General features: G+C 58.1%; 14 protein-coding genes and 2 pseudogenes. 1 reads left to right on the top strand and 15 read right to left on the bottom strand.

The window, feature by feature from the left end:
• Window positions 1-11: 11 nt before the first annotated feature.
• The 4 genes from CAF78_RS22865 to CAF78_RS28500 form a co-directional block, all read right to left on the bottom strand.
• On the bottom strand, window positions 12-386 hold the full coding sequence (locus CAF78_RS22865; protein ID WP_085677359.1) for a termination factor Rho: 375 nt from the start codon (window positions 384-386) through the stop codon (window positions 12-14).
• 82 nt (window positions 387-468) lie between these two features.
• Window positions 469-1,923 (bottom strand): MFS transporter, encoded by a 1,455-nt coding sequence (locus CAF78_RS22860; protein WP_085677358.1) that lies wholly within the window; start codon window positions 1,921-1,923, stop codon window positions 469-471.
• 135 nt (window positions 1,924-2,058) lie between these two features.
• A complete protein-coding gene (locus tag CAF78_RS22855) occupies window positions 2,059-2,406 on the bottom strand; it encodes a hypothetical protein (protein ID WP_085677357.1) in 348 nt (115 codons plus the stop codon).
• A 90-nt stretch (window positions 2,407-2,496) separates the two neighbouring features.
• Window positions 2,497-2,646 (bottom strand): hypothetical protein, encoded by a 150-nt coding sequence (locus CAF78_RS28500; protein ID WP_158090053.1) that lies wholly within the window; start codon window positions 2,644-2,646, stop codon window positions 2,497-2,499.
• A gap of 170 nt (window positions 2,647-2,816) precedes the next feature.
• Here CAF78_RS28500 and CAF78_RS22850 point away from each other — a divergent pair, with 170 nt between their 5' ends.
• A complete protein-coding gene (locus CAF78_RS22850) occupies window positions 2,817-3,038 on the top strand; it encodes a hypothetical protein (RefSeq protein ID WP_085677356.1) in 222 nt (73 codons plus the stop codon).
• Between the two features lie 31 nt (window positions 3,039-3,069).
• On the opposite strand, the gene CAF78_RS28305 is transcribed toward CAF78_RS22850, so the two are convergent.
• From CAF78_RS28305 to tssI, 11 genes and pseudogenes are all read right to left on the bottom strand, one after another.
• Window positions 3,070-3,516, bottom strand: a complete 447-nt coding sequence (locus CAF78_RS28305; protein WP_143515093.1) for a YrhA family protein — start codon at window positions 3,514-3,516, stop codon at window positions 3,070-3,072.
• 347 nt (window positions 3,517-3,863) lie between these two features.
• The gene (locus CAF78_RS22845) at window positions 3,864-4,283 is read right to left on the bottom strand and encodes a hypothetical protein (protein WP_085677355.1); all 420 of its coding nucleotides are present in this window, start codon (window positions 4,281-4,283) and stop codon (window positions 3,864-3,866) included.
• A 21-nt stretch (window positions 4,284-4,304) separates the two neighbouring features.
• Window positions 4,305-4,772, bottom strand: a complete 468-nt coding sequence (locus CAF78_RS28300) for a YrhA family protein (RefSeq protein WP_143515092.1) — start codon at window positions 4,770-4,772, stop codon at window positions 4,305-4,307.
• A 135-nt stretch (window positions 4,773-4,907) separates the two neighbouring features.
• Window positions 4,908-5,114 (bottom strand): annotated as a pseudogene (locus CAF78_RS29115) (sugar-binding protein); the annotation flags it as partial.
• A 16-nt stretch (window positions 5,115-5,130) separates the two neighbouring features.
• Entirely contained in the window at window positions 5,131-5,448 is a 318-nt protein-coding gene (locus CAF78_RS22840) for a hypothetical protein (RefSeq protein WP_085677354.1), read from the bottom strand.
• 11 nt (window positions 5,449-5,459) lie between these two features.
• Window positions 5,460-7,197: pseudogene (locus CAF78_RS22835) on the bottom strand (RHS repeat-associated core domain-containing protein); the annotation flags it as partial.
• A 43-nt stretch (window positions 7,198-7,240) separates the two neighbouring features.
• Entirely contained in the window at window positions 7,241-8,041 is an 801-nt protein-coding gene (locus tag CAF78_RS22830; RefSeq protein ID WP_085677353.1) for a hypothetical protein, read from the bottom strand.
• A gap of 10 nt (window positions 8,042-8,051) precedes the next feature.
• The gene (locus CAF78_RS22825) at window positions 8,052-12,290 is read right to left on the bottom strand and encodes an RHS repeat-associated core domain-containing protein (protein ID WP_085677352.1); all 4,239 of its coding nucleotides are present in this window, start codon (window positions 12,288-12,290) and stop codon (window positions 8,052-8,054) included.
• Between the two features lie 5 nt (window positions 12,291-12,295).
• A complete protein-coding gene (locus tag CAF78_RS22820) occupies window positions 12,296-12,763 on the bottom strand; it encodes a DcrB-related protein (RefSeq protein ID WP_085677351.1) in 468 nt (155 codons plus the stop codon).
• 27 nt (window positions 12,764-12,790) lie between these two features.
• On the bottom strand, window positions 12,791-13,378 hold the full coding sequence (locus CAF78_RS22815; RefSeq protein ID WP_085677350.1) for a hypothetical protein: 588 nt from the start codon (window positions 13,376-13,378) through the stop codon (window positions 12,791-12,793).
• Window positions 13,371-14,583: type VI secretion system tip protein TssI/VgrG (tssI, locus tag CAF78_RS22810; RefSeq protein ID WP_143515091.1), on the bottom strand; the 1,213-nt coding region annotated here is incomplete at its 5' end. The genes tssI and CAF78_RS22815, both read right to left, overlap by 8 nt.

Raw genomic sequence — 14,583 nt, 5'->3', positions numbered from 1 at the left:
GGCGGTCAGGCTCACTTGCGCAGTGCTTGCACCAGTTCTGCCTTGGTCATGCTCGAGCGGCCCTTGATGTCCTTGCTGCGGGCTTCCTTGAGCAGGCTTTGTTTGGTCTGGCTTTCCAGCGACGTGCTCGATGCCCGTGCATGCCCTTCGCGTGACTTTGCTGCACGCCTGGCTGAGTCCGAACGGGCGGTCTTTTTCTCGCCAGCCGAGGTCTTGCTGCCCGAACCGCCCGACTTCTCGCCACCGCCGGACTGCTTGTTGACGGTCGCCCAGGCGCGCGCTTCGGCTTCATCCTTGGACACGCCTTTGTCCTCGTAGCTCTCCTCGATGTGCTCGGCTTTGCGCTTCTGCTTGTCGGTGTATTTGTCCTTGTCGCCGCGTGGCATGGCATTCACTCCTGCGTGGTGTGCATGAACGGTTGAAGGCCCAAGGCCGCCAGGAGTGCCATTGAGGGGACGAGCGGTTGACTCACGGCTCGCCGACCTGCGACAGCGGCCTGGCCACGTGTTCCAGCGACTGCCGCTCGGCCGCCACGCCCCAGCGCGCCTGGGCCAGGGCGGCGATGATCATCAGCGCCGCGCCGAGCAGGTAGCCGTACAGCACGTTGCTGCGCTCGCCGGTTTCGATCAGCGCACCGAACAGGGTCGGCCCGACCAGGCCACCCAGGCCGGTGCCGAAGGCATAGAACACGGCAATGGCCAGCGCACGGATCTCCAGCGGGAAGGTTTCCGCCACGGTGAGGTATGCGGAGCTGGCGGCCGCCGAGGCGAAGAAGAAAATCACCATCCAGGCCAGGGTCTGCTGGGTCACGTCGATCAGCCCCTGCTGGAACAGGTAGCCGCTGATGGCCAGCAGCACGCCCGAGATCAGGTAGGTGGCGCTGATCATGATGCGCCGGCCCACCACGTCGAACAGCCTGCCCAGCAGCAGCGGGCCGCAGAAGTTGCCCAGCGCGAAGGGCAGGATGTACCAGCCCACCTTGGCCGCCGGCACCCCGTAGAAATCGGTCAGCACCAGCGCATAGGTGAAGAAGATCGCGTTGTAGAAGAATGCCTGGGCGGTGAGCAAGGTCAGGCCTACCAGTGCACGGCGCCGGTGCTCGACGAACAGGCTGTGGAACACCTCGCGCAATGGCGTGTGGTCGCGTGCGCGCAGGCGCAGGGGAGGGGCCTGCAACGGCGCAAGCGCGATCCCGCGCTGGCGGTAATGGCGTTCGATGTCGGCGACGATACGCTCGGCATGTTCCGGCTGGTTGTGGATCATCAGCCAGCGCGGGCTTTCGGGGATCCACAGGCGCATCAGCAGGATCAGCAGGCCCAGCACCGCACCGATGCCGAAACACAGGCGCCAGCCCAGATCGCCCCCGGCAACGGCCGGGTCGAGCAGGACCACGGCGCCGGCCGCACCGAGTGCTGCGCCGATCCAGAAGGTACCGTTGATGGTCAGGTCGACCCAGCCACGGTAACGCGCCGGGGTGAACTCCTGGATGGTCGAGTTGATCGCCGTGTACTCGCCGCCGATGCCGGCGCCGGTGAGAAAGCGCAGCAGCAGGAAGCTCCCCAGGCTCCAGGAGAATGCCGTTGCCGCCGTGGCGCCGATGTACAGGAACAAGGTGATGAAGAACAGCCTGCGCCGCCCCAGGCGGTCGGTCAGCCAGCCGAAGAACAGCGCGCCGAGCACCGCACCGGCGATGTAGCTGGCGCCTGCCAGGCCGATGTCGGTGTTGCTCATGCGCAGGGCAGGGCTGTCCTTGAGCGCGCCCGCCACCGAGCCTGCCAGGGTGACCTCCAGGCCGTCGAGCAGCCAGGTGATGCCCAGGGCCAGCACCAGCAAGGTGTGAAAACGCGTCCACGGCAGGCGGTCGAGACGGGCGGGGATGTCGGTGCTGTAGACGCGCGCCTGGTTTGAGCCGCCACCCGGCATTTGCAAGGCTTGGGTCGTCACTGCGATGCCTTCACTGAGAGACTTGCGCGGGTTGCTGTAGGACGGAGACCGGCGCGGGCTGTTGCAGGAGCGGCCTTGCGTCGCGAAAGGCCGCTCCTGCAAAGGCATCGTAAATCAACTCCCTGAGCCACTGCCTGAACCTGTACCACCGGCGCCACTACCCGTGCTGCCACCACTCGATCCACCCGAGCCGGAACCCGAGCCCGAGCCCGAGCCATTGGTAGTGCCATCGCCACCGGTATTGTCGGTGTCATTGTCATCCGTACCGCCATTGCCTGTGCCCATGCCATCGGCGGGTGTGCCGGAGCCCGTCGCACCGCCCTGGCCGTTCATGTGCCCATTGTCATGAGGTTGCGTGCCGGGTGCACGCTGGTCATTGAGGTCGGTGGCAGCGATCGCCAGCGGGGCACTGATGCCCAGGCACAGGGCCAGCAGCAGTGATTGAGGTTTCAAAGTCTTCATGATGAATGTCCTTTTCCAGTGGATTACCCACTGTTCGGCCTGCTGCACCCACGACCGTGCCATGGGATCGACGGACGGAGCTTCAGGTAATCAGCCGTCCGACTGTTCTTCCGGCGGGACCTGCCCCTCAGGCCAGTCCGGTGCTTCCTGTTCCGGTTCGGGTTGAGGCTTGGGGATGGGCTCGCCCGGGTTATGCGGCACGTCGTCGACATACGGGTCGGGGTGGTTGGGGTCGATCATGGCTTGTCTCCTGATCAGAGTGATTACCCCTGTTTAGGGCGTGGTGCTGCGCAGGCTGTTCAATCCGATTCGCCGACGGCTGCCGGGTGGTTGCGCTGGAGCGAACGGATCAAACTTTTGCGGGCTGCCGGGCTCTTCTGAAGAGACAACACTGGTATGAGGCAAAACCCATGAAGCACAGCGACGGCAAGACCGGCGACAAAGTCCCCCGAGCGATTTCCTCCGAAGAGGCGCAGCAAGGCGAGAGGGCGCCAGACCCGGTGCTTAAGCGACCGGACCCCGATACCGAGGCGGTGGACAAGGTGATTACGCCGACATCGATCAAGGAGCAGGAGGAGATGACACGCGAGACCAGGGAGCGCTTGGCTGAGGTTGATGACAAGAAACGTTAGTGAATGCCGATGCAGAAGACCGGGCGTTCAATCAATCTTGCAGCATCAATTCCAGGGCGTAGCGCAACATTCCATCAAATGATAAGTACTCCTCATAAATATTGTCGAAGACTTGGCGGTCTCTGATCTGGTACTTGTTTGATGAGATTTCAAATACAAACACGTCCATCTCGCTGTCCCCGAGCACTAGGTAATCCGACATCCATTCCAAGTCGCGCCAGTTGAGGTTTACCTCAATAAAGTCATTTGTTAGGCCAGCGCAGTCCGCAAATTGAGCGGGACGAGTCGAGTATAGAAAAACACCATTTTCTGCGCCTCCATCGCAAAGGCCTAAAAATTCTATGTGCTCAGAGGGTGGGGTGACGCCAAGCGCTTGCCGACAACGCTCAATAAATGCTAGCAGCTCTTCCTCTGTCGCACCTGAGATTAATGCCGACATAGCAGATAATTTATCAATCATTGGTTTAAAGTCAGGCATGGTCTACATTCCCATTGGAGGATGTAAATCTACATCAATCATAGGTCACTCAAGTGCTTTGATATCGCCGGGTTTCATGTTTCGAGTCGTAGTGACTTGAGCGTTGGTTAAGGCTGTGTGATAAGTGGCATTTTTATAAGGGTAAGATTGTTGAGTGCATTAGTATCGCTGTCATCTAGCGGCATTATGTGGTGAATCTGCCATTGTCTACTCGGAAGCTTTCCACTCAAGATATTGGAGAGTTTATGGACAGAAAAGCCATACTGCCTTAATGTCGAAATTTTTTTCAGTTCGTTAACCAGTTTTCTCTTGTAATCATAAACGCCTCAACAAAAGCCAATGCACCTCTAGCCAAACTCCCAAATTTCCGCATTCTCTAAGTCAAACCTCTTGAGAAGTCTATTAGCCTCCTCCGAAATAACCAGGCGATGATCATGGGATAAACCGAAATCAGACACGCCCGCTACACCGTACACTTTCAACCAAGCAAATTCCGGAAGCATCACATCTGGATTTAACTCCTCAAAAATTTCTGACTTTTTAATATCGACAGGACCGAATCTACACCCCGAAAGACCAGCCTCTTTTATTGCGGATGCGATGATCTCGGTTACAATAAAGCACGGAAAAGACTCAAGAAGCTGATCGCCAAGCCAGTCAACAAATTCATACTCTAAAGAGTAAACAATAGGTGGATGTACGGCGGCATCCAGAACTGTCCCGCTCCCCAGGCCTCCAGCCACCTCTGGCTCAATGTAATAGTACACAGCGCTAACGTTATCAGTCTCTCAAGTGCGCTGCATGATTAGATTCACCATAAAGCCTAAAATATCGTCGAAACATTCGAACTCCTCAAAAATATTATCAAAAGCTTGCTTATCCCTCACTTGGTATCTTCCACTCAGCAAGTCCAGCACATACTCGTCTTGATCGCTTTCCCCAAACACTAAAAAATTCCTCATAAACTCTACCTCCCTTGCAATTTGGTTTAATTCTAAAAAGTCATGACTAAAGCCATTACTGTCAGGGTATTTATGCGGCCGACTTGAACATATAAATACCCCTCCTGATGCCACGCCATCAAATCTGGACAAAAAATCCATATACTGCTCCGGGAGAATTGCAGAAAATTCTCGCCTTACAGATAGCTCAAGCAGTTCAATATCATGCTTGCTGGCAGCCCTCCCCACAAACATCTCCGCGGGACAGAGTGAGCTGGTCAATTTTAGTATTATCTTTTCAGCCTCAATATTCAATTTTATTCTCCGGGGCCTGGATAGAGTTTCGAGTCTATGACTGGCCACTCCATCCAGCGCTTATCGCCAGCCAGCATTCCTTTTGTCAAAGCCTTCTGATGATTCGTTAGCACGTTATGGAATGTTTCACAGTTGAATCAGTGAGCCAGGGTCGCGACTGCGTAATTGGCCGTTGGCTTCGTATTCGTAGCGGATCTCGCAGCGCAACTTGCCGAGGGTGTGCATTAGCTCTCCAACCGGGTCTTACTAGTAACAGCGGTGAATAGGGTTATAGGCACGCTCCACCAGCAGCGAGGTATTGATGCCGTTGTTGTGCACCTGCGAGAGCTTGTCGGCTGGCAATTACTCCCAGAAGCGGTCAGTAGATTTTAGTCAAGGCAATTTCAAGCCTGCTGACATTCTCTACTTCTCCGCCCTTGTCAACAAAATTGTGCCAAGCCGGGATCGCTTTCTTAAACAGTTCTAAGCATGCACTGGTTGCATCGGATTTCTTAATAATCAAATCCAGCTTCAATCCACCGCTCTCATCAAATGGGTCGAGCCTTATAAGTTCTCGAGACCATAAAAAACCCATTAGCACTGTATATCGCTCAATGATTTGTCTCTGGTAATCCGCGCTTTTGTTTCGACTCAAAAGCATTGGGATGCTACATAAAGTAAAATTCAGGTCGCTCACCTTCAACCTCTCTATCTCACTCGAACCACGGTTGAAATATCGTTAATTTCAATCAGTCTCTTTGCCACGGGGTCGCGCACAAACACTCCCCCAGCCTCACGAATTCGCATTTCTTTTTCTAGCTGTGCAATTTTTGGTGCCGTTAGACTCGTGATTTCTTTCGCGACTCCACTTCCCTCAGTATTCTTGATGACGAAGTCTATCCGGCGACCCTCACCCGTCAGTGGGTCTTTTACAATCTTACCTTCAGCATTTCGCAGATAACGTTCACTCAGAACATTTCTTTTCCCATACCTTTTCTCGAATAGTAGTTTTGCCCTAGCTTCTCGAGAGGTCCCAGCTACTTTGTTTGGGATGCAGGCCCAGCCCCAGGGATCCAACCAACCAACTGGGTTCGGAGCATATTGATATAAATTGTCCCCCCCTAGCAACCCTATCGGATCCTGAGTAACAAAGCGTCCGATCTCAGAATCATAGTATCGGAAGATGTTGTAATGCAGCCCTGTTTCGTGATCAGCGTACTGGCCTTGGAAGCGCAGATTCTGCTCGACCTGCTCGACAGCTAGTTGCTCTATCGAACCCCACGACCGATACGTCGCCTGCCAAACAATCGTGCCATCGGTGTCCGTCAGCTCCAGCGGCGTACCAATCTGATCCGTATGGAAGTAGTAAAGCTTCTGCGCTTCACCTTCCAGTTGATCGACCCGCGCCAACGGCGCATAGCTACCTGGCTCATACAGGTACAGGATGTTCTGCCCAGGCATCTCCTCAAGCAGCATCCTCAGCCCTTGCCAGAGAAAGCGCTTCTCTTCGACCTGCCTACCGATCTCGACCTGTTTCGCCACCCGCCGTCCCAGGCTGTCATAGCGGTAATGCCCAATACTCTTCAGCGTGCCGTCGACATAGGTCTCGGCGTGCACCAACCGGTTCTCGTCGTCATAGCTGAACCGCTGCTGCTTGACGTAATGCCTGGACCATTTCTCGATCAGGTTGCCCCAAGGATCGTAGCGGTACTGCTGATCTCGCCACTGCTTGATCCGGTTGTCCTCGACCTTGGCAAACTGCCGCGCATTGAGGTCCAAAGGGTTGGCCGCCGCGTCGTAGCGGAATGTTTCACAGTTGATGAGCGAGCCGGGGTCGCGGCTGCGCAACTGGCCGTTGGCTTCGTATTCGTAGCGGATCTCGCCCCGCAACTTGTCGAGGGTGCGCACCAGTTCTCCAGCCGGGTCGTACTGGTAACGGCGGTGAATTGGGTTGTAAGCATGCTCCACCAGCAGCGAGGTATTGATGCCGTTGTTGTGCACCTGCGAGAGCTTGTCGGCCGGCAAGGTCGAGGCAAACTGCCAGGCCTTGCGCCCCATGGCGTCGTAGCCAAAGCAACTGGTGACCTTGCCCTGGGTGCGGTAGACCTCACGGTGCAGATCGTCGCGTTCCATGTCGCTGATCACCTGGCCGTCGAGGTTCAACTGGTGCAGGTGGCCGCTGCCGTAGTACAGGTGGTTGAGCTTGCGACCATCCGGCAGGGTCAGCGTGGTCAGGTTGCTGAGCCGGTCGTACTCATAGTCCAGTGCGCCGCTCGGGCCCAGTTCCTGGGTCAGTCGCCCCAGCAGGTCGTAGCTATAGCCCAGCGTCATTGCGGTTGACCTTGGCCAGCAAGCGGCCAATGGTGTCGCGCTCGAACAGCGTATGGAACTCTGGGGCGTTCGCCGTTTCGCTGGATCCAATTTTGTCCTATTGAGTCAGATGGCCACGGTGCCCTTCCTAACCGAGAAAATATTAAATTTCAACAAGCTTAAGGCAACAATTTAGATTTTCTTGAGGGGTGTGAGGACTTCCAGGAAATTAACATGCCCTCACTTCCAAGATCGTTGTTAACTTGCTCCAGGTTTTTGCTTTCAATTTCCCACGCCCATGTTTTGTTTGAGATTTCCTTTAGGGTGCCATGCCTTATATTGCTTAATATCCAGTCTCGTAAACTGCGGCCTTTGATCTGTAGGCTTAGGTGTTCCTTGTTGATAATGTTTATAGGGTATACCATTCTTAGCGTTTTGTTTTTATATCTCTCTGCTCCCTTAAATCTGCCTCCGGTCTCTTTGCTGAATAGGCCTGGGCTCTCGTAGTTGTAAATGCTGACTAGGTTTTCATCTTCGGCATAATAAAGCCCTTCAGAAACATCATCTGCTGAATAGAATATTGCGTAGCTCAAAGGGTTTGGATTGCAAAATTTGTTAATAAAGTCTAAAAAATCCCCCCTCTCAAAGTGCGCAGGGTCTGCTTGTGCATCAATATGATAAAATCCACCAAAGTCGGTGGTTGAGTACCCAAAAGATGCATCCCACAGAGCGCCGCTTTCACTTTCACAGTAAAGCCTGAATGACGTTGCGTTGTTGGCTTTGATCTCGCGCTTCAAATCAGTTAAAGACGCTTCAATGAATTCGATGTCTTCTTCTGATATATTTTTTCCGGCTTTATAGTATCCGGAGGATGTGATGGCCAATCCTATGATCTGAAAGAAAAGCATCCCCAGTTCATATGCGGTCTCAGGAGTGATTTGTTCTATGCCGTAAATTGCCATCGCATTAGTGGTGTGCATATGACATTACCTATATGCTATCAATTAAATTGTCTAAGATGCTTTTCATCTTAGACGCGTTGTAAGGATGTTTCAACACAATAATGCTGCCTTGGCCGCTTGTCGGCAAATTATTCATTGCAGCCTGATTTCGCACGGTTAATGACGGCAGCTTCTTTCCCATATCGCTTTTAGAGGCCAACTCGATGGCGTGAATCCTTCCGAATTTGTCAATGGCCATGATGTCAGGACGTCGTCCCGATACTCCATTACCATTTGCGAAACTGTAGGATCTATTTAAATAGATCTCTTTAAACTTTCCGCTCATTGCCATTTTGTTAGCGATAGCCTCAGACAACTGATCATGCCCTGGCGTCCCATCTCTTTGCCCTTTGCCGAATATTCGTGTCCCGTTTACTTCGCGCATAGGGCATGCGGCGAGCCCGAGAGGATCTACCCAGGTGATTGGGCTCGGTACATATGCGTAGAAGTTAGCGCCACCTTCTAGCCCAATAGGATCCTGCGTGACATAGCGTCCAAGCTCAGGTCCGTAATAGCGGAATGTGTTGTAATGCAGCCCTGTTTCGACATCAAAATATTGCCCTTGGAAGCGTAGATTCTGCTCGACCTGATGGACAGCCAGCTGTTCAATCGAGCCCCATGAGCGATACGTCGCCTGCCAAACGATCTTGCCATCGCTGTCCGTCAGCTCCAGCGGCGTGCCGATCTGATCGGTATGGAAGTAGTAAAGCTTGGGCTCTTCACCTTCTACCTGATCTACCCGCGCCAGCGGCGCATAGCTACCTGGTTCATACAAGTACAGGATGCTGTGCCCAGGCATCTCCTCGCGCAGCATCCTCAGCCCTTGCCAGAGAAAGCGCTTCTCTTCGACCTGTCTACCGATCTCGACCTGTTTCGCCACCCGCCGCCCCAGGCTGTCATAGCGGTAGTGCCCAATGCTCTTCAGCGTGCCGTCGACATAGGTCTCGGCGTGCACCAACCGGTTCTCGTCGTCATAGCTGAACCGCTGCTGCTTGACGTAATGCCTGGACCATTTCTCGATCAGGTTGCCCCAAGGATCGTAGCGGTACTGCTGATCTCGCCACTGCTTGATCCGGTTGTCCTCGACCTTGGCAAACTGCCGCGCATTGAGGTCCAAAGGGTTGGCCGCCGCGTCGTAGCGGAATGTTTCACAGTTGATGAGCGAGCCGGGGTCGCGGCTGCGTAACTGGCCGTTGGCTTCGTATTCGTAACGGATCTCGCCCCGCAACTTGTCGAGGGTGCGCACCAGTTCTCCAGCCGGATCGTACTGGTAGCGCCGATGAATCGGGTTGTAAGCATGCTCCACCAGCAGCGAGGTATTGATGCCGTTGTTGTGCACCTGCGAGAGCTTGTCGGCCGGCAAGGTCGAGGCAAACTGCCAGGCCTTGCGCCCCATGGCGTCGTAACCGAAGCAGCTGGTGAGCTTGCCCTGTGTCCGGTAGACCTCGCGGTGCAGATCGTCGCGTTCCATGTCGCTGATCACCTGGCCGTCGAGGTTCAACTGGTGCAGGTGGCCGCTGCCGTAGTACAGGTGGTTGAGCTTGCGACCATCCGGCAGGGTCAGCGTGGTCAGGTTGCTGAGCCGGTCGTACTCATAGTTCAGTGCGCCGCTCGGGCCCAGTTCCTGGGTCAGTCGCCCCAGCAGGTCGTAGCTATAGCCCAGCGTCTCAGCGGTGATGCCCAGCTTTTTGCCGACACTGGTCGGCTGCCGCTGGATGCTCAGCAACCGGTCTAGCTCGTCATACGTAAAGTCTTGCCGGGCATCGCGGTTGACCTTGGCCAGCAAGCGGCCAATGGCGTCGCGCTCGAACAGCGTATGGCGTTCCGGGCGTTCGCCGTTTTCGCCGTAGCCGATTTCGTCCAGGCGTATCAGATGGCCGCCGGCGTCGTAGCTGAAGCGTCGGGTCAGGTTGTCGACTCGCACCTCTTCACTCAGGCGGTCCGATGCGTCATAGGCAAAGCGGTAGGCCGCGTTGTTCTCGTTGACCAGCGCGGTCAGGCGCAGGGCCTTGTCGTATTCGTAGTGGATCCACGCGCCCTTGGCGTCCTGCCGGTTGCTCGGCAAGCCGCGCAAGGTGCGCTGCAGACGCGTGGTCTGGCCTTTGCCGTCGGTGTGGGTCAGCACCTGGCCCAGGGCGTTGTAGGTGAAGGTTTCCGAACTGCCATCCGGATGGTGGATGCGCAGCACTTCGCCGTCCGGTTTGCGTTCCAGCGTGGTGGTCTGGTTCAGCGCATCGGTGACCGCGATCAGGTGCTGGCGATCGTCGTAGCGGTACCAGGTGCTCTTGCCGGAGCAGTCCTGGAAATGTTCGACCTGGGCGTACGCGTTCCACCACAGGTACCGGGACTTGAAGTTGTCATCGATGATCGTGTGCGGCAGGCCGTCATCGCTGATCAGGTATTGGGTCTTGTGGCCCAGCGGGTCGATCTCGGTGATCAGGTTGCCTTTATGGTCGTAGCGGGCCTGCCAGAGGCTGCCGTCGGGGAAGCGGGTTTCGGTGACCAGGGGCGTGGCGAGGTGGTGCTTGTAATGGATTGAGCGGCCCAGCGGGTCGGTTTCCTCGGTCAGCCGGGAGAGCTCGTCGTACGTGAAGGCCAGGTGATTGCCGTCAGGCAGGTCGATGCCGGCCAGGTTGCCGAAGTCGTCCAGGTCGATGCCGTAGCGCTCGCCGCCAAAGTCGCGGCTGGCGATGACGCGGTGGTCGGCGTTGTACTGGATCTCCAGTTCGCGGCCCAGCACATCGGTGGCCCAGCTGGTACGGCCGGCCACGTCATAGCGGAAGTGGAAGTGCTCGCCGTCACTGGTCGTGTGTTCGACCACACGAGGCTGGCCCTCGAGGGTTTGCCAGCGGTATTCGCAGATCAGGCCCAAGGCGTTGCCGTGGCGGCTCATCAGGCTATCGGCGTAACCGAACTCGCGCACCGTGTCGCCGTTGCGGTTGATCACTTCGGCCAACTGGCCGGCATCGTCGTACCGGTACTGCACCAGGGTTTCCATGCAGGCCTGGGCGACGATGCGCCGGACCTCGGTCAGGCGCCCGAGCGGGTGGTCGTAATGCAGGTGGACCCTGATGCCGCCTGGGGCGCTGATGTCCGTCAGCAGCCCGGCCGCATCGCGGCTGAAATGCAGATAATGCCCTTGGGCATTTTCAAGGCGCTGCAGCGGCACTTCGCGGTTGTCGTTGGGCACCTCGCCGAAATAGAAGAAGAGGTTGTCCAGGGTCTGCAGCAGGTAGTGGCCACCCTGGCTGCGCACCAGGTAGACCTGCTCGTTGGGGTTGAACAGGCGCTGGCCGGGCTCCACATCGACGAAGGGCACGCTGCGCCCCTGGTTGTCCTTGAGGTAGATGAACCGGCCATTGCGGCGCAGGCTCTGTTCCCAGGGCAAGACCCAGCCTCGGCCCAGCACGCTGCCGACGTCGAGGTCGCTGGCATAGAAGCGGGTCCAGTTCAGCGGCATCAGCCCTGGCAAGCTGAAGTCGGTCTCGTCGGGCAGCACCTTGCGGCCGCAGGTCAGGTCGACCGGGTTGCCGACCAGGCCGCCCAGCGCGCGCTCCACCGCCGGGCCAATGAGGTAGCGGCCCGCCAGGTAACTGGCCGCGATCGACGCACCGACCCGCAAGGCGCAGGGGCTCGCCGCCTTGAGGCCAGCCTGCAGCCCCAGGGTGGCCACGCTGAACACCGAACGGCCCATGGATGCGACCACCATCAGGATGTCGACGGTGACGCGCAACGCGTCGGGCACCTCTTCATTCACCGGCAAGTAACGCTTGGTGCCACCGCCGATGAAGACATTGCGCGAACCGCCGGCGATCCTCGCGCCGCAGGTCAGCTTGTCGCCCGAGCGTGCGGCGGGCACGCCGTTGATGAACACATTGGTGGAGCCTTCGGCCACCAGCACCGGCGCCGGGTGCTTGTCGCACTGGGCGGTGCTCAAGGTGGCGTGGGCGGCGTTGCGGCCGTTGATGAACACGTTGTCGGAACAGCCTGGCCGTTCGATGTGCCCGGCCGGCGAACTGAACATTGCGCCGAATGATTCCCCCAGCGATGGCAGGAAGCTGGCGCCGATGCCAATGACCAGCGGCAACAGGATGCCGCCAAGGCCTGCCGTGCAAATCATGAAGGACGCTGCCGCGACGATGGCCAGGCCCACCACCGCACCGGCCAGAAAACCGGCCAGGGCACCGGTGTGTTCGATTTCGTCGCCCAGGCGCGCTGCTTCGAACATGGCGCCTACTCCTGTGGCAATCGAGCGTGGGCGGTACTTGCAGCGTCGCGTGGCCGGAAACCATCGAGCAGCTGTTGCCAGCCTGCGTTCTGCCGGTCATCGAAATCGCTCTGGCTTGTAGCGGAGAACACCAGGATGCGGCCGGGGACCACTTCGAATGCTGCCTGGCGCTGGTACACCGGCCGGCCTTCGTGCAGGTAGTAGGCATCGACCTGCAGGCCCGCCAACGGTGTCGAGGCCGACAGACTGGCCGGTCGCCTGGCCAGTAGGGTGTAGTTGCGCAGCTTGGTGCCGATCAGCGCAACTTGCCGGTCGACATAGGCGCTCAAGCTTTCGTCCGCCAGCAGGTCATCGCGTGAGAGGTTGATGTTCAGTTGCGCCGGGCCGCTGTTGGGCTGGACGAAGATGTTGACGGTGCGGTCCTGCAGACCCTCGGGCAGATGGAGGGTGCCTTCGGCAAGTGGATAGTCCATTGGCTGTTGTATTCCTTGGTGATCGAATCAGGCGCAGGTGATGGCTGCGAGCATGGCGTCGAAGTCGATCAGCCAGTCGGCCAGCGGCCTCAGGTCGGGATCGATGACGGTCGAGAGGGAAAATGACCGCGCTTCTTGGCCGTCACTGGGCGGGATCAGCGTGAGCACGGTGCGGCAATGCCGGCGCGCCTCGTGCTGGTCGAACAGATAGTCCAGCAACAACGCCGGGTGCCCGGCGAGAAGGCAGGTCTGCTGGCGCACCGGGGTAACCTCGGCATGCTGCCGACGGGCCTCTGCCAGGTAGTCCTCCAGTGCCCGGTCAAGCGTCAGCGTCTGTGCAACGCTGCGGCTGCGGGCGTTGACAATGACACTGTGCCCGCCAACCTCAAGCGTGGCCCACACATCGCACAGCCTTGCACCTTGTGGCATCAGCAGCTGCAGCCCGGCGATCGTCATGGCGTTGCGCTCGGGTAGCACTGGCAAGGCGGGTGGAGGCTGCAGCGCAAGCGCAGCCTCCTGTTCGGCCTGCTCTCTGGCCCGGGCCTCGGCGGCTTCGCGTTTCTGCCAGAGGCGGTCGTAGATATTGGGTTTTGTCCTGCCGAACTGGTTACTCATTGATGTCCACCCGGTCGCCCTTGACGAAGGTGTGCTTGCCGCGCACCTCGATGTTGTCTGCCTGGATCAGGATCGTGTTCGGCTTCAAGGTGAGGCTGCTGGTACCGACCTGAAGGGTGATGTGCCGCTGGGCTGTAACCTGGATGAACTGGTTGTCGACCTGCAGGGTGTACGAGCCGTCCTGAATGTTGATCAGCGTGTCGTTGCCGATGATTTCGCGGTGGGTGCCGGTGACGGTGACCTTGCGGTCGTTGCCCACGAAGTGGGTCTCGTCGCGTTCGACTTCCGTGTCCAGGTTGCGCTCGGCGTGCAGGATCACCTGCTCGGCACCGGCCTTGTCTTCGAAGCGAAAGAAGTTCGCGGTGCCGCCATCGCCCTTGATCGAGCGCGTCAGCAACCCGCTCTGGGTCTTGTTCGCCGGCAAGTCCCATGGCGGGGTATTGCGGCTGTTGTAGAGGCTGCCGATGATCAGCGGGCGGTCCGGGTTGCCGTCGAGAAACAGGACCACCACCTCGTCACCCACCCGTGGAATCTGGATGCTGCCGAAGCCACCGCTGGCCCCGGCCTGCGCCACACGCACCCAGCAGGAGCTCTGCTCGTTGAACTCGCCGTGGCGGTCCCAGTGGAACTGCACCTTCACCCGGCCCAGTTCGTCGGTGAAAATCTCTTCGCCCGGCGGGCCGACGACGATGGCGGTCTGCGGGCCGCTGATGGTCGGCCTTGGCGTGCTCTGCGGCGGGCGGTACGGGATCTTCTTGCGCACGCAGGTGAAGGTGTTGACGTAGCCGGCCTGCTGGCCGGTGAGGTAGTTGTTGTGGCCTTCGCAGTTCACCTCCATCAGCAGGAAGTCGCGCTCCCCCAGGGGGCCACGTTCATGGCCGGGGTGCTGCAGCAACTCGAAGCTGTAGCCGGGGCGCATCGCCCGGCAGTTGCTGGCGCCCTCGAACCGTTTGCCGGTCAGCTCCAACGCTTCGATGCGCAGGCGCATCCACGCTTCGCCCTCGTCAGACGTACTGTGGGTGTACTGACCGGGGGCGTAGACCTCGAAGCGCTGCACCTCACCCTGTTGGTTGATACTGCGCATTGCCACTGGCAGGCGGTTGCGCGGCTGGCGGTAGTCGAAGGTCTGCGCCGCCATGCTGCCGGCCTGCAACTGGCGGTGGCCGCACCATTGGGTGATCGAGTCGGCGGTTTCGGTGACCGAG

It is taken from the genome of Pseudomonas sp. R28(2017), from assembly GCF_002112505.1.
GTDB lineage: Bacteria > Pseudomonadota > Gammaproteobacteria > Pseudomonadales > Pseudomonadaceae > Aquipseudomonas.
The sequence above is the reverse complement of the archived record's forward strand: the minus strand, read 5'-3'. Positions and strand labels throughout refer to the sequence as shown.